Annotated in this window: 27 protein-coding genes and 1 pseudogene; 15 read left to right on the top strand and 13 right to left on the bottom strand. The window is 57.6% G+C overall.

Going from position 1 to position 22,210, the window contains the following annotated elements; translation table 11 throughout:
* The 3 genes and pseudogenes from LPW29_RS12650 to LPW29_RS12640 form a co-directional block, all read left to right on the top strand.
* Positions 1-344, top strand: a pseudogene (locus tag LPW29_RS12650) (hypothetical protein); the annotation flags it as partial.
* Entirely contained in the window at positions 344-733 is a 390-nt protein-coding gene (locus LPW29_RS12645; protein ID WP_238628314.1) for a type II toxin-antitoxin system VapC family toxin, read from the top strand. The pseudogene LPW29_RS12650 and the gene LPW29_RS12645, both read left to right, overlap by 1 nt.
* 46 nt (positions 734-779) lie before the next feature.
* Positions 780-1,733 (top strand): transposase, encoded by a 954-nt coding sequence (locus LPW29_RS12640; protein WP_238628313.1) that lies wholly within the window; start codon positions 780-782, stop codon positions 1,731-1,733.
* A gap of 365 nt (positions 1,734-2,098) precedes the next feature.
* On the opposite strand, the gene LPW29_RS12635 is transcribed toward LPW29_RS12640, so the two are convergent.
* Entirely contained in the window at positions 2,099-3,100 is a 1,002-nt protein-coding gene (locus LPW29_RS12635) for an Rpn family recombination-promoting nuclease/putative transposase (RefSeq protein WP_238628312.1), read from the bottom strand.
* A 261-nt stretch (positions 3,101-3,361) separates the two neighbouring features.
* Here LPW29_RS12635 and LPW29_RS12630 point away from each other — a divergent pair, with 261 nt between their 5' ends.
* The 7 genes from LPW29_RS12630 to LPW29_RS12600 all read left to right on the top strand — a co-directional run bounded on the left by LPW29_RS12630 (position 3,362) and on the right by LPW29_RS12600 (position 9,372).
* A complete protein-coding gene (locus LPW29_RS12630; protein ID WP_238628311.1) occupies positions 3,362-4,087 on the top strand; it encodes a transposase in 726 nt (241 codons plus the stop codon).
* Positions 4,088-4,129: 42 nt separating this feature from the next.
* Positions 4,130-4,363: a hypothetical protein gene (locus LPW29_RS12625; protein WP_238628310.1), complete on the top strand. Its 234-nt coding sequence runs from the start codon at positions 4,130-4,132 to the stop codon at positions 4,361-4,363.
* A gap of 296 nt (positions 4,364-4,659) precedes the next feature.
* Positions 4,660-4,929, top strand: a complete 270-nt coding sequence (locus tag LPW29_RS12620; protein WP_238628309.1) for a type II toxin-antitoxin system Phd/YefM family antitoxin — start codon at positions 4,660-4,662, stop codon at positions 4,927-4,929.
* Positions 4,926-5,201 (top strand): type II toxin-antitoxin system VapC family toxin, encoded by a 276-nt coding sequence (locus LPW29_RS12615; protein WP_238628308.1) that lies wholly within the window; start codon positions 4,926-4,928, stop codon positions 5,199-5,201. Before LPW29_RS12620 ends, LPW29_RS12615 begins: the two co-directional genes overlap by 4 nt.
* 55 nt (positions 5,202-5,256) lie before the next feature.
* Positions 5,257-7,005, top strand: a complete 1,749-nt coding sequence (locus tag LPW29_RS12610) for an ABC transporter ATP-binding protein (RefSeq protein ID WP_238628307.1) — start codon at positions 5,257-5,259, stop codon at positions 7,003-7,005.
* Between the two features lie 71 nt (positions 7,006-7,076).
* Positions 7,077-8,192 carry a glycosyltransferase family 4 protein gene (locus LPW29_RS12605; RefSeq protein WP_238628306.1) on the top strand — a complete coding sequence of 372 codons (1,116 nt, stop codon included), beginning with the start codon at positions 7,077-7,079 and terminating at the stop codon, positions 8,190-8,192.
* On the top strand, positions 8,176-9,372 hold the full coding sequence (locus LPW29_RS12600; protein ID WP_238628305.1) for a glycosyltransferase: 1,197 nt from the start codon (positions 8,176-8,178) through the stop codon (positions 9,370-9,372). The genes LPW29_RS12605 and LPW29_RS12600 overlap by 17 nt, the downstream gene beginning before the upstream one ends.
* On the opposite strand, the gene LPW29_RS12595 is transcribed toward LPW29_RS12600, so the two are convergent.
* The 7 genes from LPW29_RS12595 to LPW29_RS12565 form a co-directional block, all read right to left on the bottom strand.
* The gene (locus LPW29_RS12595) at positions 9,317-10,327 is read right to left on the bottom strand and encodes a glycosyltransferase family 4 protein (protein ID WP_238628304.1); all 1,011 of its coding nucleotides are present in this window, start codon (positions 10,325-10,327) and stop codon (positions 9,317-9,319) included. The genes LPW29_RS12600 and LPW29_RS12595 overlap by 56 nt on opposite strands.
* 45 nt (positions 10,328-10,372) lie before the next feature.
* Entirely contained in the window at positions 10,373-10,729 is a 357-nt protein-coding gene (locus tag LPW29_RS12590) for a HepT-like ribonuclease domain-containing protein (protein WP_238628303.1), read from the bottom strand.
* A complete protein-coding gene (locus tag LPW29_RS12585; RefSeq protein WP_238628302.1) occupies positions 10,726-11,016 on the bottom strand; it encodes a nucleotidyltransferase family protein in 291 nt (96 codons plus the stop codon). Before LPW29_RS12585 ends, LPW29_RS12590 begins: the two co-directional genes overlap by 4 nt.
* 65 nt (positions 11,017-11,081) lie before the next feature.
* Positions 11,082-12,290 (bottom strand): glycosyltransferase family 4 protein, encoded by a 1,209-nt coding sequence (locus LPW29_RS12580; protein WP_238628301.1) that lies wholly within the window; start codon positions 12,288-12,290, stop codon positions 11,082-11,084.
* Positions 12,287-13,186, bottom strand: coding sequence for a glycosyltransferase family 2 protein (locus LPW29_RS12575; protein ID WP_238628300.1), 900 nt, complete (start codon positions 13,184-13,186; stop codon positions 12,287-12,289). The genes LPW29_RS12580 and LPW29_RS12575 overlap by 4 nt, the downstream gene beginning before the upstream one ends.
* A gap of 180 nt (positions 13,187-13,366) precedes the next feature.
* The gene (locus LPW29_RS12570) at positions 13,367-15,295 is read right to left on the bottom strand and encodes a tetratricopeptide repeat protein (RefSeq protein ID WP_238628299.1); all 1,929 of its coding nucleotides are present in this window, start codon (positions 15,293-15,295) and stop codon (positions 13,367-13,369) included.
* A 194-nt stretch (positions 15,296-15,489) separates the two neighbouring features.
* Positions 15,490-15,873 (bottom strand): pilin, encoded by a 384-nt coding sequence (locus LPW29_RS12565; protein WP_274520336.1) that lies wholly within the window; start codon positions 15,871-15,873, stop codon positions 15,490-15,492.
* A gap of 424 nt (positions 15,874-16,297) precedes the next feature.
* Between LPW29_RS12565 and pilV the strand changes: the two genes are divergently transcribed.
* The 4 genes from pilV (at position 16,298) to LPW29_RS12545 (ending at position 19,084) form a co-directional block, all read left to right on the top strand.
* Complete coding sequence (gene pilV, locus LPW29_RS12560) at positions 16,298-16,771, top strand: type IV pilus modification protein PilV (RefSeq protein WP_238628298.1); 474 nt, start codon at positions 16,298-16,300, stop codon at positions 16,769-16,771.
* The gene (locus LPW29_RS12555) at positions 16,771-17,328 is read left to right on the top strand and encodes a PilW family protein (RefSeq protein ID WP_238628297.1); all 558 of its coding nucleotides are present in this window, start codon (positions 16,771-16,773) and stop codon (positions 17,326-17,328) included. The genes pilV and LPW29_RS12555 overlap by 1 nt, the downstream gene beginning before the upstream one ends.
* A gap of 69 nt (positions 17,329-17,397) precedes the next feature.
* Positions 17,398-18,615 carry a pilus assembly PilX family protein gene (locus LPW29_RS12550; protein WP_238628296.1) on the top strand — a complete coding sequence of 406 codons (1,218 nt, stop codon included), beginning with the start codon at positions 17,398-17,400 and terminating at the stop codon, positions 18,613-18,615.
* A gap of 4 nt (positions 18,616-18,619) precedes the next feature.
* Complete coding sequence (locus tag LPW29_RS12545; protein WP_238628295.1) at positions 18,620-19,084, top strand: tetratricopeptide repeat protein; 465 nt, start codon at positions 18,620-18,622, stop codon at positions 19,082-19,084.
* Here the strand turns inward: LPW29_RS12545 and LPW29_RS12540 are convergent.
* The 5 genes from LPW29_RS12540 to LPW29_RS15535 form a co-directional block, all read right to left on the bottom strand.
* Positions 19,011-20,417, bottom strand: coding sequence for a serine hydrolase domain-containing protein (locus LPW29_RS12540; RefSeq protein ID WP_238628294.1), 1,407 nt, complete (start codon positions 20,415-20,417; stop codon positions 19,011-19,013). The genes LPW29_RS12545 and LPW29_RS12540 overlap by 74 nt on opposite strands.
* Before the next feature lie 50 nt (positions 20,418-20,467).
* Positions 20,468-20,815: a type II toxin-antitoxin system RelE family toxin gene (locus LPW29_RS15780; RefSeq protein WP_443112356.1), complete on the bottom strand. Its 348-nt coding sequence runs from the start codon at positions 20,813-20,815 to the stop codon at positions 20,468-20,470.
* A gap of 15 nt (positions 20,816-20,830) precedes the next feature.
* Entirely contained in the window at positions 20,831-21,121 is a 291-nt protein-coding gene (locus LPW29_RS12535) for a type II toxin-antitoxin system Phd/YefM family antitoxin (RefSeq protein ID WP_035369602.1), read from the bottom strand.
* Between the two features lie 155 nt (positions 21,122-21,276).
* Positions 21,277-21,414 carry a hypothetical protein gene (locus LPW29_RS12530; protein WP_238628315.1) on the bottom strand — a complete coding sequence of 46 codons (138 nt, stop codon included), beginning with the start codon at positions 21,412-21,414 and terminating at the stop codon, positions 21,277-21,279.
* Complete coding sequence (locus LPW29_RS15535) at positions 21,411-21,539, bottom strand: hypothetical protein (protein WP_255705831.1); 129 nt, start codon at positions 21,537-21,539, stop codon at positions 21,411-21,413. Before LPW29_RS15535 ends, LPW29_RS12530 begins: the two co-directional genes overlap by 4 nt.
* 256 nt (positions 21,540-21,795) lie before the next feature.
* Between LPW29_RS15535 and LPW29_RS12525 the strand changes: the two genes are divergently transcribed.
* On the top strand, positions 21,796-22,210 hold a 415-nt coding region (locus tag LPW29_RS12525), incomplete at its 3' end, for a tetratricopeptide repeat protein (protein WP_238628293.1).

The raw sequence follows: 22,210 nt of genomic DNA, 5'->3' as shown, positions 1-22,210 counted from the left end.
TCGGTGCAGAAGGTCATGCCACTATCCACGCGGCAGTGGATTTGCCCGGACTGTGGCGTACACCACGACCGGTTTGGTTATCCCTTGCTTGCTGGAGGTGCCATATGTACGCGGTAGAGTTCGAGACGGATATCAAAAGCGAGTTCATCCGTATTCCGCAGTTTGAGAAGCTGAAAAATCGCCACGTGAAGGTGATCGTATTGATGGAGGATCCACCCGAGAATGCTCAGGCAGGGAAGGCTCAAACCTCATCGCCCCGGCGGCGCCCGGCCAAGGTGCCTCCTATCATTTTCAAGGGTGACGTCATCGACACCGTGCCGGATTCCAGCTGGAATTTAAATTGATGCAAGTGCTGGATACGCACGTCTGGCTCTGGTGGATGGCAAATGATCTGCGGCTAAACCCGGTGTGGCGTGATGCGATCGAAACAGACACGAGTATAGGCGTTAGCGCTATCAGCCTTTTCGAAGTGGCCTGGTTGGTCGAGCATAACCGAATTAACCTAGGTTTGCCGCTAGAGCAGTGGTTTGAGCAAGCCCTCGACGCCTCTGAGATTGGGCTATTGCCCATTACACCAGCGATTGCGGAGCGTGCCGTCACCCTGCCCGAACATCATAGCGATCCGCAGGATCGCATCATCATCGCGACTGCTTTGGTGCATCAGGCGCATCTGTTGTCTGCTGATTCGAAGTTTAAGTGTTATCAGGAATTGGAAGGACTATTGGTGCGTTGAGCATTGGCCATGGTTCGACCGGGAAAACACCGTCCAGGAGGGACACATGCCACGCCCCCGTTGCCAGCAGATATCGGTCACCGATACCCCGTACTACCACGTTGTCTCGCGCTGTGTGCGGCGTACCTTCCTGTGTGGCCAGGATCATGCCACTGGCAAGAGCTTTGAACACCGCCGGCAATGGATCGAGGACCGTATCTGGCTGCTGGCATCCCTGTTCGCTGTGGACATTGCCGCCTACGCGGTCATGTCCAACCATTATCATCTGGTGGTCAAGCTGGAGCCGACGCATGCCGAGCGGTGGTCCGATGACGAGGTGCTGCGGCGCTGGAGCTGCCTGTTCAAGGGGCCACTGCTGGTCCAGCGGTATCTGGCCGGCGCGTCGCAGGAGAGCTACGAGCTGAGCCAGGTGGCAGAATTTGCCCAGTGTTACCGGCGGCGACTGGCGGACCTGAGCTGGTTCATGAAATGCCTGAACGAGCCCATTGCCCGACAGGCCAACCGGGAGGATGGCTGCAGCGGGCATTTCTGGGAGGCGCGGTTCAAGTCCCAGGCGCTGCGCACCGAGGCGGCGCTGCTCAGTTGCATGGCCTATGTGGATCTCAACCCGGTGCGGGCCGGGATGGCGGCCACTCCGGAGGAATCGCAGCACACCAGCCTCCGGGAACGGATCACGCCCCGGTTCAGCCTGGCACAGGCCGTGCGCGAGCAGATGCAGCTGGAAGCCCTGCTGCGGTTCGATGGCAAGGTGAAACCGCTACTGCATTTTGAGGGCGCGTGCGTGCAGGAGGAGCAGACCGGCATTCCGTTCGCCTTCGAGGATTACCTGGCCCTGGTGGACTACACCGGGCGGGCCATCGATCCGAGGAAGAAGGGTGCCATTGCCAACACGCAGCCGCCCATTCTGCAGCGTCTGGGCATCACCCCGGACCACTGGCTGGACCAGAGCACCCGGTTTGAGGCTGTGTATCGTCAGCAGCGACGACGATCAGCGGCCTGAGGGGCTTGCTGAACGGTTTCTAACAGGCTGCGGTGCTGTGCCGAGGCTGGCTTTGTGGGTGCCGTTCATGCTTTGAGGACGATGTCGGGGGAGCCCGAGGCCGGAGGGCGATTCCCAGGCGGGGAAATGGCGGTCAATGCGGGGGGAGGGCGTTGAACATAAGCGGTATGGGGCGAAAAGACCGACCAATATGGTCAAGAGAGGTCAAGAGTGCCTGTCCCTGACCCTACTGGGAGCGGGCCTCGCCCGCGAAAGCGGCGGGCACATGGCTTGGCCTCGGCGCTGCTGGCGCAGCGCATCGCCGGCAGGCCAGCTCCCACGGGGGATGTGGGTGTCCTGCCGACCGTCCTCTTTACACGCACGCCTCACTGCACGGGGGAATCGTCCTTGAAGACGTCCTCAATGCTGTCGACGGTGAGCAGTCGGGCAGACCAGGTTTTGATCTGGTGATCGTCTGCCTTTTCGATGGACTGCAGATGGGCCTTGAGTGCCTGCTGACCAAATTTTTGCTCCAGCAGCCACACGAGCATTTGGGCTTCGCCCTGATGGACGCCCTGTTGAATGCCCTTCTGGATTCCTTTCTGGATTCCCTTGGCTTCTCCCCGATCCATCCATTCCTGAGCTAGCGACATGGTGAGTGCCTCCACGAGATGGGGCTTGGCCATGGCCACCCCTTGCTTGAATTCATCTTCGGTCATTGTGTGGACCCGCACGATGTAAATCAATATTTGCCGGGTGAGCGGGTGGTTATCGGGTAGATCGCGCAGCAGCTGGGCCAGTCTTTCCGACGGCAGGCCTTCAACGAAGGCCCAGGCCAGGGCCGCCAGGCCTGCCCGCAGCAGAGGATGATGGGAAAAGTCCTCATAGGCCGGCTTGCTCCCGGTGAGGTCTTTGACCTCGTAGCGGCCATCGCGTTGCAGGGCCAGCAGATCCTCCTCGGCATCGATACAGTCGATCATTCGGGTGGGCACATTCCAGGGTTGGCGGCCATGGTAGACCAGCAGGGTGATGATGGGCGGCAGCTTTCGCAGTCGTTGTGCCTCATCCTGCGCGTAGCGCGTCCAGATGCGGTGGCGATAGCCCATCAGCTGCAGTGGCACCGCCATGTCGGGCCAGGACTTGTGCTCGATCAGGGTGTAAATGAAGGCGCTGCGCCCATCCTGCAGGGCCACCTGGAACAGTCGGTCGCTGTGGGTGCCCCGTAGATTCTCATCGATGAAAGAGCCATCCACCGGTTGAGGATCACCCGCCATCTTGTCGGTGAGCGCCTTTGGGAGGCTCTCGCGCAGGAGTGTTCCGGCTCTCTCGGGGTCTTCAAGCAGGGCCTTGAACAAGGCGTCGTGCGGGTTGGGGAGCGTGTTGCCCATGGTTTTGGCAGTTCCAGGATGCGGTCTTCAATCCAGCCGCGCCGCGCGAGTCCACGTGGTACCCGGGTGGCTCGCACAGGCAGGGGAGGTTGAGTGGGCCAGGGTCACGGCTCACCCGTCCTTCTGGGCCATTAACTGTAAATTAATACAATACCAGTGGGGCGTCAATCTTCCGACCTTGGCCTGGCCTCTTACCTCGCGGTAGGCTGTTGTTCCACGGCCCATGGATCTGGCCGGTGAACCACCGTCCAGGAGGGACGCATGCCACGCCCCCGTTGCCAGCAGATATCGGTTACCGACACCCCTTACTACCACGTCGTCTCGCGCTGTGTGCGGCGCACCTTCCTGTGCGGACAGGATCATGCCACTGGCAAGAGCTTTGAACACCGTCGGCAATGGATCGAAGATCATATCCGGCTGCTGGCATCCCTGTTCGCCGTGGACATCGCCGCCTGCGCGGTCATGTCCAATCATTATCACCTGGTGGTCAAACTGGAGCCGACCCAAGCTGGGCGGTGGTCCGATGACGAGGTGCTGCGGCGCTGGAGTTGCCTGTTCAAGGGCCCGCTGCTGGTCCAGAGGTATCTGGCCGGAGACCCACAGGAAAGCTTTGAGCTGGCCCAGGTGGCGGAATTTGCCCAGTGCTACCGGCGGCGACTGGCGGACCTGAGCTGGTTCATGAAGTGCCTTAATGAACCCATCGCACGACAGGCCAACCAGGAGGATGGCTGTACCGGGCATTTCTGGGAAGCCCGCTTCAAGTCCCAGGCGCTGCGTACCGAGGCCGCGCTGCTCAGTTGCGTGGCCTATGTGGACCTCAACCCGGTGCGGGCCGGGATGGCGGCCACCCCGGAGGCTTCGGAGCATACCAGCATCCGGGAGCGGATCACGCCCCGGTTCGACCTGGCTCAGGCCGTGCGCGAGCAGATGCAGCTGGACGCCCTGCTGCGGTTCGACGGCAAGATGAAACCGCTGCTGCATTCTTGATGTGGGAGCGGGCCTCGCCCGCGAAAGCGGCGGGCACGTGGCTTGGCCCGGGCGCTGCTGGCACAGCGCATCGCCTGCAGGCCAGCTCCCACGGGGGCTGTGGGTGTCCATTGGCTCGGTTCCGGGCGGGTCATCGATTCGAGGAAGAAGGGCGCCATTGCCAGCACGCTGCCGCCCATCCTGCAGCGCCTGGGCATAACCCCGGACCACTGGCTGGACCAGGGCACTCGGTTTGAGGCCGTGTATCGTCAGCAGCGGCGACGATCAGCAGCCTGAGGGGCTTTCCTGAACGGTTTCTACCAGGCTGCGGTGCTGTGCCGAGGATGGTTTGTGTGCGTCTTTCATGCCTTGAGGAGGATGTCGGAAAACATCGAGGCTGGATGGTGATTTACAGGCGAGGGAATGACGGTCAACGGGGCGGGTGGACGTTGGGCATAATCGGTAGGGGGCGAAAAACTGGATGGGATGTTCAGGAGTGCCTGTCCCTTGCCCTCCTGCAAGGGGGAGTGATGGGCAATGGGTACTGAATTGAGTATCATCAGGGCAGGCCTTGTACTCCACGGAGTGCCTCCATGCACAACACCCTTCCCGCTGCCGAGATCAAGCGCCGTGGCCTGGCTGCCATCGAAGAAGGCTTACGACACGGCCCGGTGCACATCCTCAAACGCAACAAGCCCACAGCGGTCGTGCTGTCGGAGGAGGACTACCAGCGCCTCGTCCGCGGCCAGCCGCCCGCCCGGCCAGGCATGACAGCCATGCAATGGCTTCTGGCGCAGCCTGTGAGTGGTACACGCGACAAGGCCGACATGGATATGAGTCTGGCTGATAAGCGCCGTTGGTGATCGCGTTTTTTGACGCCAGCGCGCTGATCTACCTTCTGGAAGGCAAACCGCCTTTCGCCGAGCGGGTTCGCGCCGAGGTGGCCGAGTTGGAGAAAACACACCCTGGCATGGGTGTATCGCTGGCTGCAGTCATCCGCGTGCGTCACGGCTTGCGTACACCCGATGCCCTGCAAGCTGCAAGCTGCCTGCAACTGGGCGCGGGGCATGTGCTGCTGACAGGTGACGCCATGTTCGAGCGGGTACATGGACTGAACGTGAGGGTGCTGACCTGACAGGTCGATGATAGGAACATGGTAATGTGATACCCCACCTCCGCCACCCCAATCCATGATCGGCACCCTCAAACAACTCTGGGACATCCTCACGCCACAAGCCCGGCGACGTTTTTTAGCCGTGCTCATGCTGGCCCTGGCCATGACCGCCATCGAAACCGCCGGGGTGGTCTCCATCATGCCCTTCCTGTCGGTGCTGGGTAACCCGGACCTGGTCACCGAACAGCCCCAATTGGCGGTGCTCTACCAATGGCTAGGATTCGACACCCCCGTGCAGTTTGTCGTGGCGTTGGGCGCCGCCTCCGCTACCGTTGTTGTGGTGGCCTCACTCTTCAAATCTGTCACCATCCACACCCTTAACCGTTTCGCCCACCTGCAGCGCCATGAAATCAGCACCCGGCTGCTGCAAACCTACCTGCAACAGCCCTATGCCTGGTTCCTGGGTAGAAACAGTGCCGACCTGTCCAAGAGCATGCTGTCCGAGGTGGACCAACTGGGCAACAATCTGCTCCTCCCGGTCATCCAGATGATCGCCCATGGCATGGTTATCCTGGCCATGCTGCTCCTATTGATTGTGTACGACCCCCTCATGGCCCTGCTGGCCGCCGGCCTTGTCGGCAGCCTTTACCTGACCATCTACCGGGTCGTGCGCGTCCGCCTGGGACGCATAGGCAAGGAACGTCGGGAAGCCAATGCCGAACGCTTCCAGGCCGCCTCGGAAGCCCTGGGTGGCATCAAGGCCATCATCCTCACCGGCAGGACATCCACCTATCTGACCCGATTTCGCCACCCCTCCCGCACCTTCTCGCGTCATCTGGCCACCAACGACACCCTCAGTCAGGTGCCGCTCTTCCTGGTGGAAGCCACCGGCTACGCTGGCCTGGTCACGTTGGTGCTGATACTGGCCTGGCGGGGCGACGAACTGGGGCAGATCCTGCCAGTGATCGGCCTGTACGGCTTCGCCGCCTACCGCATGCTGCCCGCTGCCCAGATCGTCTATCGCGGTTTCGCCCGACTCCGCTTTGGCGCGGCCGCGCTGGACCACATCCATCGAGATCTGAACCTGAAATCTCATCCCCTCGCGCCCACCCCGGAACCCTGGATACCCCAGCAGCACATCCGCCTCGCCGCCGTGACCTACGCCTACCCCGGCACCGAAGACCGGCCCGTCCTCAAGGACGTTGATCTGCACATCCCCGTGAACCACACCATCGGCATCATCGGCGCGACCGGCTCGGGCAAGTCCACCCTGCTGGACATCATTCTGGGCTTGCTGGAACCCACGCAGGGGCAGGTACTCATCGACGACAAGCCCCTGACCCCCGAACGCGTACCCGCTTGGCACCAGGCCATCGGTTATGTGCCCCAGGAGATTTACTTGCTCGACAATACGGTGGCTGCCAACATCGCCCTAGGCCTGCAACCGGAGGAAATCGACCCAGTCGCACTGGAGGCAGCCGCCAAGGCGGCCCAGATCCATGACTTCATCGTGAACGAATTGCCCCAGAGCTACGAAACCACCGTGGGCGAGCGGGGTATTCGGCTCTCAGGTGGGCAACGGCAGCGAATCGGAATCGCGCGGGCGTTGTATCATGATCCGCCGGTGTTGATACTGGATGAGGCGACTAGTGCACTGGATGTGGAGACGGAGGAATGTGTACAAAAGGCGATTGAAAAATTGCAGAAGAAGAAAACAATTTTTGTCGTGGCGCACCGACTTTCCACGTTGCGTGGCTGCGATTTTTATTTTTCACTCCCAGAAGCCTGCTTAAGTAACAGCCTTAAGTGTTGTGGCTTAGGTTAGTAAGATTATTGAGTTTCCCAATAGTGCTGAGAATATTATTTGTCATTAAGGGCTCTGCTCTCAACCGCGGCATGAATACAGGGATCGAGAATCTTGCGTGGGGGTTGGCTGAAAGAGGGTTCCACATTCATATTTTGTCTGGAGGGTCTCTACCCGAGTGCCATGGATACCAATTTCCAGATGCCGTAATCTATCATTTCACGAAAAACCCTGGCGCTCCGGGCGATCATATAACTAAGTACTTGAGTCTGCGTGAGCTGTATAATTTTGATATTGTTGTAGGCTGGATAAAGAATCTGTACCCGCTTGTCAGCGCTGATGCCTCTATAAGCGGTAGGCCCAAGTTTATTGCTAATGAAGGACAAATTACGTCCCGCATTTCTCAGTTTGTTTTTATTAAATTTCTTGCTTCACTGAATCACGCTTTTAAGGTCAGAGGCTTTTCAGTAAGCCAGTTTCAGTTTGGTTGTAGGAGTGCTAAAAGTCTTGGCAGGTCGGTAGATTATGTTGTTGCAATATCAGAGGTTGTTGGTCAGTGTGCAAGGCGAGTCTATGGGGTAGATGAAAGGCACGTTCGCGTAATACCACGCGGAGTCGATGTAAACGTGTTTCGACCAGGAAATATTGATCGCAATTCGTTTGTAAGTGGTAGGCCAAGATTGATTTTTACTGGAAATGTAGCCGAAAGTAAGGGGCTTGGTGATGTCGTAGATGCGCTTGCGCTACTGGAGGAGTCAGTAGACTGGGTGATCTGTGGAAAAGATCAAGGGTATCTATCCATTATTCGGCGGCGCTTAAAAGGCTTGAAGGGCAAGCACCAGCTAATTTATCTAGGTACTTTATCTCAAGAAGAGTTGGTTTTGGAGTTGCAATCTTCTGATATATTTGTATTCCCTTCATGGAGTGAGGGGCTCGGAAAGAGTCTATTGGAAGCTATGAGTTGTGGGTTGCCGGTTGTTGTTTCTGACATCATGGCTTTCGATGGCATTGTGTCCAGCGGTTTAAACGGAACCATGGTTAGGCGCAAGTCTCCAAGTTCCATTGCTGACGCGTTACTATCATACCTGAATAATGGCGCGTTGCGCGTAACCCATGGATGCAATGCAAGGCAAAAGATTGAGCGTGAGTTTTCTCGATGCTCAGAAGTGAACAGTTGGTCTTCGTTGATTGATGACGTTACTCATTGATAGCACGGCGCAAAAGATGAAAGCTAGTACGGTATGGTTTATCTTGCCTAAGCTGAATATGGGTGGCATTGAGCGTAATCGGTTAAAGGTTATCAATCAGTGTTTGCAATGGAACGTCGATGTCTGTTTTATTTTTTTGGAATACACAGGTGAATTGTTGCGAGACATTCCGTTACAGGTGCCTGTGGTATGCCTCGGTGAGCCATGCAAGTTCGCATTTTTCTTGCGCCTCGCTAAGTTGATCCGGGCCCAGAATCCAAGCTGCATTATAAGCGCCTTCGATGATGTGAATGTCATGGTAATGGTGGCGAGGATGTTGGCTAGATCTGACACGCCAGTCCTGCTCAGTAACCACAGTACTTTCTCTATGGTGAAATCAGAATGTACCAGATGGAAAAGAGCAAAGTACTTTATAATACAAAAATTGTTGCCATGGGCCTTCAAGCATGCAAAAGGTGTCGTTGCCGTTTCTGAAGGGGTGGCGGAGGACTTGAGCTGCTCTCTTTCATTCCCGAGAGATTGGATCGATATAATTTACAATCCAGTCATTGATTCCGGCTTCCATGATCGTATTTGGCAGCCCGCAACGCATCCGGTGTCTGCGCAGACCCTCCTATTTGTCGGGCGTCTTGTTTCACCAAAAGGAATCCCTAGTCTGCTTGCGGCTTGCGCGTTGCTGAAACACCGACGGACTCTGGATGTCTTGATAGTCGGGGACGGCCCAGAACGCCCCATGATCGAGGCTCAGGTGGAAGATATGGGTCTTTCAGAATCGGTGCGGCTCGTGGGAATGGTGCAGAACCCATTGCCTCTGATGGCCGGAAGCGGCGTACTGGTCTTGCCGTCCCGTTTTGAAGGCCTTGGCAATGTACTGATTGAAGCCATGGCCTGTGGAACTCAAGTCATCTCCACCGACTGTCCTCACGGCCCCTCAGAGATTCTGGAAGGCGGTCGATACGGTCAACTGGTGCCTGTGAATGACCCGGCAGCACTGGCCGCGGCTATCGAGCGGTCTCTCGATGGTGAATTCTGGGTTGAACCGGAGATCTTGCGCGCGAGGGCTTCGGAGTTCAGCGTCGAGAAGGCAACGCGGCGCTATCTGGAGTTGGCCGGTTACGATATGACTACCTTGCCGCCACCTGAGCAAGTACTGCCTCAAACTCACTCAACAAACGCTTGAGGCAAAATCTCTCTTTAGCCCGTTGCCTGGCTGCAACCGACAAACCCTGCCAAGTGCTATCCTGCACCGTGACAGCCGTGATGGCTTCCACAAATGCCGACACGTCGTCCGGCGAACACAACTGCCCCACCTGCTCATCCACTGCCTCGGGCATGGAAGAGATATTCCCGGCCACGACAGGGGTGCCACAGGCCAGTGCCTCCATGATCGCTCGCGCCAACCCCTCACCACGACTAGGGAAGACGAGCAGATGAGCCTGCCGGTACTGGTCGCGGATTTCCTTTTGGTTGAGACGCCCTAGCTCATGCATGTTAGACGGTTCATCTTTCCCCAGTACGGAAGCATCGGCACTTCCCGTGTAATAGAGCTGATACGCGTCGCCCAACTGCCGCATGATCGGCGCCAGTAGATCGGTGCCCTTGCGTCGGGACAGGGTGCCGACATATAGAAGCCTGCGTGGCTGGCTAGGATCTATTCGGCGGGGCTGTGGTGGTGGGCTGAAGAAGTCCGTGTCCACCGCATTGAGGATGACTGTTGGCCGGGGCAATCCGAGTTGCTTGGCGAAGATGTCGGCGGTGTATTCGCTGACTGAGACAACCCGATTCGCAGATTGAGCGCTGCGTTTGACGAATTGTCGAATGAATACGTTGTGGTAAAACCGCTGAGCAGGTGTCTTATAGGGCCCCAGTGCAGGATCAAGGACGAATAGCCGATCCACGGTCACCATGGGAATTCCAGTGCGGGCAAAGGCGAAACCGTTCCAGGTGTTGGTGATGATAGCGTCGCACCCGGTGGGTGGTTTCACGGATCTAAGGAGCCAAGGAGCGAATTCGTAGCGGCGATTAAAGCCTAGTTTATAGGTATCGTGACCCCGGTCACGCAGTCCGGTGGCCAAGTAGCTGGTAGAAATATCTGCTCCGGTACCAGCCTGTATGTAGGGCAGCCAGATCTTCATCTATTTATTTTTTGACCACAAAAACCATCTGATGTTAATGTGAGGTCAGTCGGGTAGTTCAAGTTGTTCCAGCTTTTGCTTGAGTTCATGCAGATCCCTATGTACTACTTGCCAGACAATATCCAGATCAATGGTCCAGTATCCATGGCTGAGTCGGTTGCGCATGGCGTATAAGGCCGGCCAAGGTATCTGGGGGTTCTTATTCGAAAAGTCCGGGGCGTGTTGGCTGATGTTTTTTGCTGCCTCACCGATAATCTCAATATTGCGAACGACTGCATCCTGTAATTGCTCATCACCGATGAAGTCAGCTTTTGACTTGCCGCACATGTAACGTTGCACACGATCAATCGCGTCGCTCATGTGCTGGAGGTAATCTTTAAGCCGCAAAGCCTTCTTGTTCATATGGACCGGGCCTCGTCCAGCACTTGTTTTCGAAAGTGGGCTGGTAAAGCGGCTGGAGTGAGTATGTCAACTGACACGCCGAGTTGAGCTTCCAGTTCCACCTGGATTTGGGCGAGGTCCAGCAGGGATGTGTCTGGCATCGTGTCGACCAGTAGGTCGAGATCGCTGTCCTCCGAGTCCTCGCCATAAAGAACAGACCCAAAGACTCGCGGATTGCAGGCCCTGTGCGACAGAACAACCTGTCGGATGAGATCCCGGTATGTTTGGAGGGCCGCAGATGGCTTCATTCGCTACATTCCTTGCTCAAACGAGCGTTCTAATGTCGTCATTCCGCATGAAAAACCCCACCCTGTCAGCGTGGAGGATAAAGCAACGCCAAATACCGCTCACCAATAGACTCCCACCCAAACCGCCTCCGAACATGCACCAACGCCTTCTCTGCCCGCTGCCCAGCCGCAAGCGGATCGTTCAACGTGCGGTCCAACGCCTTGGCTAGCGCGTCCACGTCCCCAGGCGGCACCCGCAACGCCATATCCTCATGCGACAGAATATCCTCAATCGCTGGCAAATCCGAAACAATCACCGGGCAGCCACACCCCATGGCCTCGACGATGACCAGCCCAAATCCCTCCTGGTCACCGCCTTCCGCGACTACGGAAGGCACAATGGTCACGCTGGCGCGACGATACAACTCCGGCAATCTCGCCTGGGGCATGCCCCCCAAAAAGGTCACATGCCCAGCCAGGTCCACCTGCCGAGCCCGCTCCTTGAGAGCGGTTTCATCCGGGCCTTTCCCGGCCACATAAAGGTGCAGGTTCGGGTGTTGCGGCAGCAGTTGAGCGGCCGCCTCCAGAAGGTGTTTTACACCTTTCTTCTCCACCAGGCGACCGACAAACAGCACCATCCCAGGCTCACGAGCCGTATCCGAATCCGGCGTGAACTGCATGGATAGGCAGGTACCCATGGGGATCACCTGCGGCTTCATATGCGGCGCAAGGCGCTTTGCTTCCGGCACCATGGCCTGGCTCACTACCGTGATGGCACTGCAGCGGTGCAGAGCCCAGCGCTTGAGCTCGCGCATCACGCGCCCCTGCAGGCCAAAGAGATCACCACCATGACTGATGCACAGGGTAGGGGGCGTGTGGGTCAGGCCCAGTGTACCCAGTCGCAGGGCCAGGGTCTGGGGGATGATCCAGTGGCTATGGATGGCAGCGAAATCATGGCGCTTGAGCAACCGGCGGATGGCCAGCGCTTCGGCCACCAGGAAAACTGGCACCAGTGCTGCACGCCAGCGGTTTTGCCTTAGTCGGGCGAGAATGCCCCCCTCATACGTCAGCGTTTGCCAGCGTTCGGGCGCATACTGAAATCGATGGATGGTCAGCCCCGCCATCTCCTCCCGCTTGGCGGCCCCAGACGCGTGAGGGGCCAGGACGTGCACCTCGAACCGCTGGGTGAAACGTCGCGTCAACTCCAGCACGAAAGCTGGCTCTGTGTCTTCCGGCCACCTTGGGAAGGTAGAGGCGAGTACCAGCAGAAGTGGCTTGGAGGCGACGACGGTCACGTGCGCGGACCATCCTCGCCTGCGGGCGTGTTTCGATGGCCCCCGGTCCCGCTGTCCTTGTACATCAACTGCGTGATCTGCTCCGAAACCAGCCCGATCAGGAAGATGGTCAGCGCCGAAGTGAGCAGAAATACCGTACCCCCTGTCAGTCGCCCCATGGTAAGAAAGGTGTAGGCGTAATAGCTCAGGCCGACCAAGCCCTGGAGGGCTGCAATGGGAACAAAAATCTTGAGGGGCGAATACAGCGTGCCGATGCGGAAGATGATCAGCAGGAAGCGCAGCCCATCCTGCAGCGGCTTGATGTGACTCTTGCCCACCCGTTTTGCGACGTGGATGGGGACGTAGCGTACCGTATACCCGGCCCGGAAGAAGGCCATGGTGATGGTGGTGGGGTAGGAGAAACCGTTGGGCAGCAGGTAAAGGAACTCGCGGAACTTGTCGGCGCGCACCGCGCGAAACCCCGAGGTGAGGTCTTCCACCTTGTGCCCTGTCATGTAGCTGGCCAGGCGGTTGTAGAAGGCGTTGGCCAGTCCGCGCCCCCGGTTGGCCTGAGAACCTTTCTGCCTTGCGCCCACCACCATGTCATAGCCCTCGTCCAGCGCCTCCAGCAGGCGTGGGATATCGGCGGGATCATGTTGGCCGTCGGCGTCCATGAAGATCAGGATATCCGTATCCGCTGCGCGGGCGCCGGTTTTGATGGCGGCGCCGTTGCCAAGGCTGTAGGGATGCTGCAAAACTTTTGCGCCGTCTTCCAGGGCGATCTGGCCGGTATCATCGGCTGATGCATCGTCCACTAGAATGACCGTCGCCCCGGGTACATGCTCACGCAGTTGCATCAGCAGTGCTTTCAGGGAGGTAGACTCATTCTTGGCGGGAAGGATGATAGACAGTGACATGTATCAGTTACACTTCATTGCTTGGATGCCGGATTTAAAGCTGAGGTGCGCTCTAGCAAACTTCCCACAGTATTTTTCCTCAATTTTGGGTGGGGGCATGACGTATGCTGAATGGTGCAGCTTTGAGAGTAACAAGCTGTTTCGACTCGTTATTCATAATCAATTCATGAGAATATTGGTTTAATTAATCGAGCGTTGAAGTTCTCTCTCGAGAGATTCGAGATTTTTCTCCCACGTTTTTTTGTCATCTCTTCGTGTTTCAGCTTCATGCCTGACTGTCTCTATAAATTGGCGTGCATCAAGCCATTCTTTAGTGCCAATAAGTGCCTCGGTAGTTAGCCAAGCTGAATGAAGGTTTGGATATATATTATATGATTTTTTAAAATTTATGATTGCTTCATCATGATGTCCTAGCGCAAAAAGATTTCTAGCTTTAGCCATGTAAAGCAGTGATGAGGCTTGGGGGTTATCTAGGTACGCTGGATTTTGTAATAGAGCCTCTGATAGCCGTAAAAGCTCATTGTGATCCAAGAGCGGGCAGGCCTTCAGGTTTGCAGTTGAGGAAAACCTAAAAAGCTCCTTTGCCGCCATTCCGTGAAAAGGTGCGTCAGATAATTCTTTCTCAACTTCATCGATAAGTGATGGGAAGCGTTCATCTGCTTCAAGGCAAATGGTTGTGCGCTGCAATTGTAATGTGGCATTGTTAGGAAGCCGTTCGCTGGCTTCACTAATTACGCTGCGTGCAGCAATGATATCACCATGCTCCAGGTAGCTTAGTGCCAGGAACTGAGGAGCCCTCTCAGAGTAAGGGTTGTGTTCTACCCAGAATTCACCAATCACCCTTTTGTCGTTCCATGACGTGCTTACCTGAGATAGAATTATTGCAAATAAAGCGATGTAGAGACCAGCACCTACGCTGATCAGTCTCGGGTATGTTCGGCCAATCTCTATAAGTAAGTATATAACTGCAAAATACACCCCAAAAGCAGGGACATAGTTTCGGTGAGCAAAGAAAAGTTCAAGGCTTATCCACGTAGACTCAAGCAGGTGGCCGATGAAGAAGAATATGAGTCCAAAAAATAGCACAGGTGTGGCTCTGCGTAGCCAAAAGGCTCCTGCAAATGCCAAAAACCAAAATATGATTGAGATGGCTGTGATAGGTGGGTTTAGCCATCCTTGAGAAGGAGGGAGCCTATCAGTGAAGGGCGTAATTGAGCTTAAGTTTGGTAGGAGGAGGTTGCGTAAATATTCCAAAAGAATAGTGGGTTGCGTCAATAGGCGCTCAGCCGGGGTGAAATGGAGGCTCGCGGAATATTCGTTCCAATTAGCTGGCAGGCGATACAATAAATAAAGTACCACAAGTAGGCTGGGCACGAACATGAGGGCACCAAGTACCCACTTTTCAATAATGCTGTAAGATCGAACGTTTTCTGGGAGCCAAAAGAACCAAACTATGAGTGTTAATAGAGGAAGCAAAGCACCATTTTCTTTGGAGAAAACAGCAAGTCCGGTACAAAAGCTGAGGCCACCAAATAGAAGTATGGCTCTCCAGCGAGTTTTCCATGGATCGATTAAATGGGCCCACACAAATGCATTTAGCCCCATAAATATGAATAATCCGGCAAGACTCGTCATGCGCTGGATTGGCATCAGATGGGTTGTGGCGAGGAAGGGGCTGTAGGACCAGAGTATTGAGACACCTAATCCGATCCATAATGGGAGAATGGAATTGTTAGTGTGGCGAAGTTTGGCGAGTCCCAACGCCAATGAGAACACCAATAATGTTACTATCCCATGAATTAATATATTAATAGCTAGGAATGCAGAAGGATTTTCGGGCCAATGCGCTGCTTGAGGTACAAAGGTAGCTAACGAAAGGGGGCGACCCAACGGTCCGGCGTCTCCAGAAGAGATAAACGCGAACGCAGTCCTAAAGTCATCAATGAGTGGTAAGTTGTCAAGGTTGGGTGCGTCGTCAAATAGGAAGTAGCCGGGAAGGGCGAGGTGATATAGGTATATCAGGAGGATGTATGCAGTTAAGCCGACGATGAATGCAGCAGTATTACTCGCCCCCCGAAAATGGAGTTTTTCTATTTTTGCTGTTGGCAATTTTTATTTCTCTAGCTACTTCGAGGGTGGGTGAGTAGGTTGATTGCCGTGATTAATGGTCGATGGAGTTGCGTCTTTAGAGATGAAGAAAAATATTGATCCCATTTATTGGGGTTGGGTATTAGGGGGGGGGGCGCCCCCCCCCTCCTCGTATCTCTTTAGTGAGCGGTATGTGAAGAAGCGTTTACCTATGTTTAGTCTGACCGGCAGCCACGGGGCAGATGCCCTTCATCAGTAAGCCCTTTGCAAAGCCAGCTATTGCCTGAGCGTGTCAACGTGAGGGTTTGACCGTTCAAAGCCCCCGCATTAAATGCAACGGAAATATTGGTTGTGTCGTCTACAGTGACGGAACCGACATACTGGCCAGCCAGTGACGCATCGCCCGTGTCGACGTCATCGCCCATTGCAGTAGCTTCTGCAATTTCAACACGCAGCGGTGCGGTGATTGATAGTGCTTCTGCCGCTTGCGCCCGAGCCGTGTAATCATTGTAGGCAGGCAAAGCAATAGCCGCCAAAATCCCAATAATCGCCACCACGATCATCAGTTCGATCAAAGTAAAACCTTGTTGTCTCTGCATCACGAAACACCTCGTCTGTAAAAAGTCATTCCATCGGTCCAAGGCCAGCTACTTCGGCCTTACGCGGAAAAGATGTTGCAGATCCCGGGCCAACACTTGAGTGGTTCTTTTCCGGGGATAAGCGGAGGTTCGGGGCGATGTCACGCCCGGATGGCACTGGGTGAGTGAAAGGGTCGGCATGGGTTGGGTGGTGTCACGTGGGTGGGAGTATCCGTAACCTGTGCCATTGCAAAGGGGTATCGGCTGGCCCTCACCCCCAGCCCCTCTCCCGCTTGCGGGAGAGGGGGGCTTTCCCAGGGCGGAATGACCTCTCTTCAGTCGGCCTGTGATCCATCCCCCAAAACCCACCACCCAGCGGGTCACTTGTCATGCCGAGGCGTATCATCGGTCATAGTGTGGGAGAGATGACAACACCATGACGCCTATGCCTTCGATAACCCACTCACCCCAGACGGGTTTCTCCCTCGTCGAGTCCCTGGTGGCCTTGCTGGTGCTTTCCGTGGGCCTGCTGGGCTTGGCGGGGCTGCAGTTGCTGGGGATGCAGAGCTCCCACTCCGCCTATCAGCGCACTGTGGCCAGCGTGATTGCCACTGATGCGGGGGAGCGGTTGTGGATCGAACTGTCCGAGAAGGGTGGGGAACTCACCGAGTCGGACGTGGAGTCGGTCAGGGATGACTGGCGAGACGACTGGATGCACCAGGCAGGCCCCGACGCGGATGGCAACCACCCGGTGTCGCTGCCCGGGATGAATGATGCGGACATCACATGCGACCTCAGCGACAACGTGTGCGTGATCAGTGTGCGCTGGGCCGAAGGGCGGTTCGACGAGCAGAACGACGAGTCCCGATTCGACTACCGCGTGCGTCTGCCCGTGGACATCACCAGCGGGAGTTCCTGATGAAACACCCGAGACAACAAAAGGGCCTCTCCCTGGTGGAACTCATGGTCGCCCTCGTCATTGGGCTGATTCTCACCGCCGGTGTGATCAACGTCTTTCTGGGCAACCAGGCCGCTTACCGCGAAACCCAGCGTTTCAGTGAACTTCAGGACAACATCGGCTTTGCCATCAACTTCATGATGAGGGACATGCGTGGGGCGGACGTCATTGCCAAAACCACTACACCCGACGGCATCAGCGTGATCCGCGACCGCGATGCCGCCGTCTGCGATGTGAGCGGTCCCGGCAGCGAAGTGATTTATCACGTGGATGGCGATGCCCTGCGTTGCGGACCGAGTGGTGACGGAACGGATTCGATACTGGTGCTTGGCATGCGCCAGGGATCGATCCTGGATGTGAATCCGATCTTTGATTCCGGCGGCACCGACCCCATCGGCGCAGAAATCACCCTCATCTTCACCAGCCAAGCCAGCGAAGGTGGCCCGCAGCGCCATCATGCCCTGACATTCCACGTTGCCCTGCGGGGCCCCATCCTCAGAAACCTGCCCAACTCGTAATCGCCAGCCGCAGGGAAGCGGCGGCTCAACACCCGCCCCCACCACTGGGCCAGGGGCAAGGAGCCTTCCATGAATGCCTCAAAGCACACCCAACGCGGCACCGTCCTCATCGTGAGCCTCATCATCCTGTCCATGGCCACCCTCATCGGCGTGGCCGGCATGAATGGCAGCTTCATCCAGGAACGCATCGCCGGCAACCAGAAGCAGACCACCGAGGCCTTCATGGCCGCTGAAACCGGTCTGAGCCAGGTGATTCAGGATCTGCGCGATCCGGCTTTTGCTCACTGGGGTCAGCGCGACAACAGCCTGGAGGCGATCGGTACCCAGGCGCGCTATCTGGGGAATGACCAGCAAGTGGCCTGGCAGCTGGAATCCCTCACCTATGCCGGCGGCACGGCCACCATCCAGGTGCGCGGCTGGGTGGCGCCCACGGGGACCGAACGGGTTCTGGAAGCCACGCTGGATCGCGGTCTGGGCGGCCCATCACCGGAGTCGGCCTACACCTGCTACGGACCCAGTTGCCAGACACACACCGGCTCCAATGCCGCAAAAACCGTCTATTACGATGGGCGCGACTGGAGACTGCCCAGCACGACCTCGTGCTCGTGCTCGGGGTCCGGTTGCGATGGCAAGATGGTCGACCACCGCGATGGCGACAAGGCCGGCATTTATCTGATCGGTAACGACAGCTCAGACGCTATTGGCACCGGCAACCAGGACGGTAACAACCGCTCCGACCAGATCCAGGGTGATCCGCCCGTGCGTCAAACGGACCAGAATGCCTCGGAAGCCGGCGTGACCGTATCCGATTGGCAGGCCTATGCCGATGCACTCACATCCCGCTCGGATACGGGGCAGATCGACGTGAACACCGGCAACACCGTGGATATCTCCCAGTTCCTGGGCAATCGCGACGCCCCGGCGGTGAACCACGTGACCGGCACCGGCAGCATCCGCCTGAGCGGCAACACCCATGGGGCCGGGGTGCTCATCGTCTCCGGCGATATCGAGATCTTCCCTGCCAATGGCACGATGACCTTCGAAGGCCTGATCATCCTGCGGGACGGTGCCCGTCTGTCCTCGGGCTCGGGCACCGCCAACGTCTTTGGCTCCATCATCTCCCTCACCGGTAATGAAGACGCCGTGGACGCCGATCTGGGCGGCAACTTCAGCCTGAAATACAGTTCCCAGGCCCTGGAAAGCCTGCGCGACCATGGCCTGTGGGGCAGTCCGCTGAGCGCGCCGAGGGTGGTAACCTGGAAAGAGGTCGTGAACACGGACACCTGAAGCCATGCACCTGGTCACCCTGAAAACCGCCATCTTCCTCACCGGCCTGAGCCGACGCACCCTGTGGCGGCGCATCGCCACGGGCGCCATTGCCAAGAAGAACAAGGACGAGCCCCTGGGCCGCACCCAGGTCCCCCTGGAAGGCCTGCTGAACGAGATTGGCATCCCCTTGAGAGAAGAAGACATGGACCTCATCCGTCAGGCGGACAATGGCGAGCCCCTGGCGCAAGGAGAACTGGGCCTGATGCTATTGCAGGCCGGCCAGCCGGAGCGAGCCCTCCATTGGCTGGAGCAGGCCGCGAAACGGGAAGACCCGGACGCCATGCACTGGCTCGGGCGTTGTTACATCTGCGGCGAGGGCGTGGAGGCCGACGAGTCGCTGGGGCTGTCGTGGATCACCCGGGCCGCGGCCCGGGGGCATATGATTTCGAGGCGCCAGGTGGAGGTGTTGAGGGGGGAGGCGGGTTAGTGTGCCGGCCTATTTCCATCAGGTGTTGCGCCAAGGCCTCGTAAGCTGGCAGCGATGTGGGGTCATTCGCGGCGTTTCCCGCCACCGGGTGACTCGCGAATCGGGCGATGACCATTTCCGCTGCAGGGTCGATGTAGAGGGCCTGGCCGTGCACACCCCGAGCCATGAATGCACCATGGGCATTATGAGTCACCCACCACATGTTGCGATAGCTCCAACCTGGCAGCAGGGGGTAGTCGGCCTTCGCGAAGTGTTCACGACTGGCGCCGCGACGAATATCTGCCACGACTTCCGGTGGTAGAATCTGCTGATTATTGTAGCGGCCATTGTTGCGCACCATTTCTCCGAAACGCGCGAGGTCACGCAAGCCAGTATTCAGGCCGCCGCCGGCAAACGGTGTCCCAATGGAGTCGACGGACATGTACGCATCCTGCTCTGCGCCCAATCGGCTCCAGATGCGCTCCGACAGCAGTTGCGCCACATTGCGGCCGGTGACTCGGGCCAATACCCAGCCAAGGGCATCGGTGTTTGCGGTACGGTAATGGAAGGCTTGGCCATGCTCGCCCTCTGGGCCGACCGTAGCAAGGAACTCGTAATAGGTACGTGGCCCCTGATAACCCGCTGGCTTGGGTAGCGGGTTGCCCGCGGCGGCATGCGCCCATACCTCGGCGTCTGGATTCGCATAGTCCTCGCTGAAGCGAATCCCGGTGGTCATGTCCATCAGCTGGCGCACAGTGGCGTTCCCAAAAGCCGATTCGGCCAACTCGGGTATATAGTGGGCGGTTGTGCGCTTGGGATCGAGCGTGCCCTCAGCCACAAGCAGTGCAGCCAGAGTGCCAACAAACGTTTTTGTCACCGACATGGCACCATGCTGCCCTTCGGGCCGCAAGACGCCGAAATAGCGCTCGTACGCGACGTTCCCGCGGTGAAGAACAATGATGCCATCGGTATAGTTGGCCTTTAGAGATTGCTCCCAGGTCATCGGTGCGCTCCCGCCGAGTGGGACGAAGGTGAGCGCATCGATATCATTGCGTAACTCACGCGTGAGCCGGGAGGGCTGGGTTAGGCCTCGCGATACGTTGACCGTCGGCATGAGCTGCCGGAAGTTGGCGACACTCCAACGCATCTGCGGAAACCGGAAGTAACTGCCATCGTCGAAACGCAGGATTCGGTCAGCCGGTGGTGGGGAGCCGATCATCCAGCCCAGTGCGGCCGGGTCACTGGCCTCAGCATCCGGGAACTGCGAAGACCCGGCATGGGCAGAGAATGCAAGTGCGCTCAGCAAAAGGCAGCCTCGGAGCCAGGGCGGTATCTTCAGTTGATGGACCCCCATCACAATCCTCCTCTAGCCGATGGAACACCTGCGGTGCGCCTGATCACGTCCTATTGTTCTAGCGATAAGGTAGCGCGGGCATGTCGCGGAGTCCAATAGGACGTAAAAGGGGGCTGTCCCCGTTTCCGTTCTTGGTCGGCGAGCTTGTAGGCCTCCTCGTCACGTCTCGCACCCACAGCAATGATCAGCACCTGGACGGCGTTTCCATCCACCCTGTACACGATTCGAGTATTGCCCGTTCGGATTCGTCGGCAACCGGCCAAGGTGCCACGCAGTGGCTTTCCCAGCTTTTCGGGTTCGCCATCACGGATACGCTCCTCAATCACATCAAGAACCCGTTTGGCAGCAGCCGAACCCAATCGCGCCAAGTCTTGCCGGACGCCCGGATGGTAGATCACCTTCCATGTCACGGGTCAGTCGCCTTGCTCGAAAAGGGACCGCATATCTTCATGAGAGATGGCCTGGTCGGCCTCATAAGTGGTTAACCGATCCCGTGCCACAGCTTCGATGCGCAGATCTTCGAGTTCATCGACAAGGTCTTGATACGCCTGAACATTCATCATTACCGCAACGGGCTTATTATCCTTGAAGATGACAAGCCTGTCGGTCTGCCGGGCCGATACTTCCTTGAGATGAGCGCTGAAACCTCGTGCCATGGATGTGGCAGAGACTGCATCTTCAGGACGATCCAATAGGGATGCCATCGCGATCCTCCGTGGGAGGTGTAATATAGTACGCTCTATTATACGTACTACATCGCTCGATCACCAAGCCTGCTGGGTTGCTCATGGCCTCGGAGATGTGGCGTGTCGTCTTGAGGTAGCTGGATGTCGGGGCGCTGCGGGTGGGTGGGTTATGTTCAAGGGGCAAGCGTGCCTGCCGTGGCAAGCGTGCCTGTCCCATAACGCCGCGTAATCAGCGCCACCAACAGGCCCGGAGCCTCGCTCAACAGGCGCTTGAAAACATAGTCATTGGTGGGGTCGAGCAGTTGGCTCATGCGGCCCGCTCCAGGATGTGCTTCTCCATGTTCAGGCGAACCTGGCCGCCGAGGAAGGCACGAAAGCCCCGCTGATTCCTGGGAGGCTCATTGGTGCGAACGGGAGCCGAGCGAGGCAAGGTCATGGGTTACCCGTCCTTGTGGATCGATAAACTAATACTGTAAATTAATTCAATTGCATCGGGTCGTCAACGGGACAGCACTGCCGCGCGGCGGGCTGACCTTCTGCCCTATTGCCAAACCAGTCGGGAGTGCCTGTCCCTTGCCGGCCTGCCACCCAGGCCCTGGAAAACCTGCGCGACCATGGCCTGTGGGGCAGTCCGCTGAGCGCGCCGAGGGTGGTAACCTGGAAAGAGGTCGTGAACACGGACACCTGACACCATGCACCTGGTCACCCTGAAAACCGCCATCTTCCTCACCGGCCTGAGCCGACGCACCCTGTGGCGGCGCATCGCCACGGGGGCCATTGCCAAGAAGAACAAGGACGAGCCCCTGGGCCGCACTCAGGTCCCCCTGGAAGGCCTGCTGAACGAGATTGGCATCCCCTTGAGCGAAGAAGACATGGACCTCATCCGTCGGGCAGACAACGGCGAGCCCATGGCGCAAGGAGAGCTGGGCCTGATGCTATTGCAGGCCGGCCAGCCGGAGCGGGCCCTCCACTGGCTGGAGCAGGCCGCAAAACGGGAAGACCCGGACGCCATGCACTGGCTCGGGCGTTGCTACATCTGCGGCGAGGGCGTGGAGGCCGACGAGTCGCTGGGGCTGTCGTGGATCACCCGGGCCGCGGCCCGGGGGC

It is taken from the genome of Ectothiorhodospira sp. 9100 (assembly GCF_022227565.1).
Lineage (GTDB): Bacteria > Pseudomonadota > Gammaproteobacteria > Ectothiorhodospirales > Ectothiorhodospiraceae > Ectothiorhodospira > Ectothiorhodospira marina.
Note: the sequence above shows the minus strand (reverse complement) of the source record. Positions and strands in the feature narration are given on the sequence as shown.

Excerpts from the sequence above, each read along its gene's own strand:
- LPW29_RS12645 (WP_238628314.1), top strand. The coding sequence starts at position 344 with ATGCAAGTGCTGGATACGCACGTCTGGCTCTGGTGGATGGCAAATGAT.
- LPW29_RS12640 (WP_238628313.1), top strand. The coding sequence starts at position 780 with ATGCCACGCCCCCGTTGCCAGCAGATATCGGTCACCGATACCCCGTAC.
- LPW29_RS12635 (WP_238628312.1), bottom strand. The coding sequence starts at position 3,100 with ATGGGCAACACGCTCCCCAACCCGCACGACGCCTTGTTCAAGGCCCTG.
- LPW29_RS12630 (WP_238628311.1), top strand. The coding sequence starts at position 3,362 with ATGCCACGCCCCCGTTGCCAGCAGATATCGGTTACCGACACCCCTTAC.
- LPW29_RS12620 (WP_238628309.1), top strand. The coding sequence starts at position 4,660 with ATGCACAACACCCTTCCCGCTGCCGAGATCAAGCGCCGTGGCCTGGCT.
- LPW29_RS12610 (WP_238628307.1), top strand. The coding sequence starts at position 5,257 with ATGATCGGCACCCTCAAACAACTCTGGGACATCCTCACGCCACAAGCC.
- LPW29_RS12605 (WP_238628306.1), top strand. The coding sequence starts at position 7,077 with ATGAATACAGGGATCGAGAATCTTGCGTGGGGGTTGGCTGAAAGAGGG.
- LPW29_RS12600 (WP_238628305.1), top strand. The coding sequence starts at position 8,176 with ATGACGTTACTCATTGATAGCACGGCGCAAAAGATGAAAGCTAGTACG.
- LPW29_RS12595 (WP_238628304.1), bottom strand. The coding sequence starts at position 10,327 with ATGAAGATCTGGCTGCCCTACATACAGGCTGGTACCGGAGCAGATATT.
- LPW29_RS12590 (WP_238628303.1), bottom strand. The coding sequence starts at position 10,729 with ATGAACAAGAAGGCTTTGCGGCTTAAAGATTACCTCCAGCACATGAGC.
- LPW29_RS12585 (WP_238628302.1), bottom strand. The coding sequence starts at position 11,016 with ATGAAGCCATCTGCGGCCCTCCAAACATACCGGGATCTCATCCGACAG.
- LPW29_RS12575 (WP_238628300.1), bottom strand. The coding sequence starts at position 13,186 with ATGTCACTGTCTATCATCCTTCCCGCCAAGAATGAGTCTACCTCCCTG.
- LPW29_RS12565 (WP_274520336.1), bottom strand. The coding sequence starts at position 15,873 with ATGCAGAGACAACAAGGTTTTACTTTGATCGAACTGATGATCGTGGTG.
- pilV (WP_238628298.1), top strand. The coding sequence starts at position 16,298 with ATGCCTTCGATAACCCACTCACCCCAGACGGGTTTCTCCCTCGTCGAG.
- LPW29_RS12555 (WP_238628297.1), top strand. The coding sequence starts at position 16,771 with ATGAAACACCCGAGACAACAAAAGGGCCTCTCCCTGGTGGAACTCATG.
- LPW29_RS12550 (WP_238628296.1), top strand. The coding sequence starts at position 17,398 with ATGAATGCCTCAAAGCACACCCAACGCGGCACCGTCCTCATCGTGAGC.
- LPW29_RS12545 (WP_238628295.1), top strand. The coding sequence starts at position 18,620 with ATGCACCTGGTCACCCTGAAAACCGCCATCTTCCTCACCGGCCTGAGC.
- LPW29_RS12540 (WP_238628294.1), bottom strand. The coding sequence starts at position 20,417 with ATGGGGGTCCATCAACTGAAGATACCGCCCTGGCTCCGAGGCTGCCTT.
- LPW29_RS12535 (WP_035369602.1), bottom strand. The coding sequence starts at position 21,121 with ATGGCATCCCTATTGGATCGTCCTGAAGATGCAGTCTCTGCCACATCC.
- LPW29_RS12530 (WP_238628315.1), bottom strand. The coding sequence starts at position 21,414 with ATGAGCCAACTGCTCGACCCCACCAATGACTATGTTTTCAAGCGCCTG.
- LPW29_RS15535 (WP_255705831.1), bottom strand. The coding sequence starts at position 21,539 with ATGACCTTGCCTCGCTCGGCTCCCGTTCGCACCAATGAGCCTCCCAGG.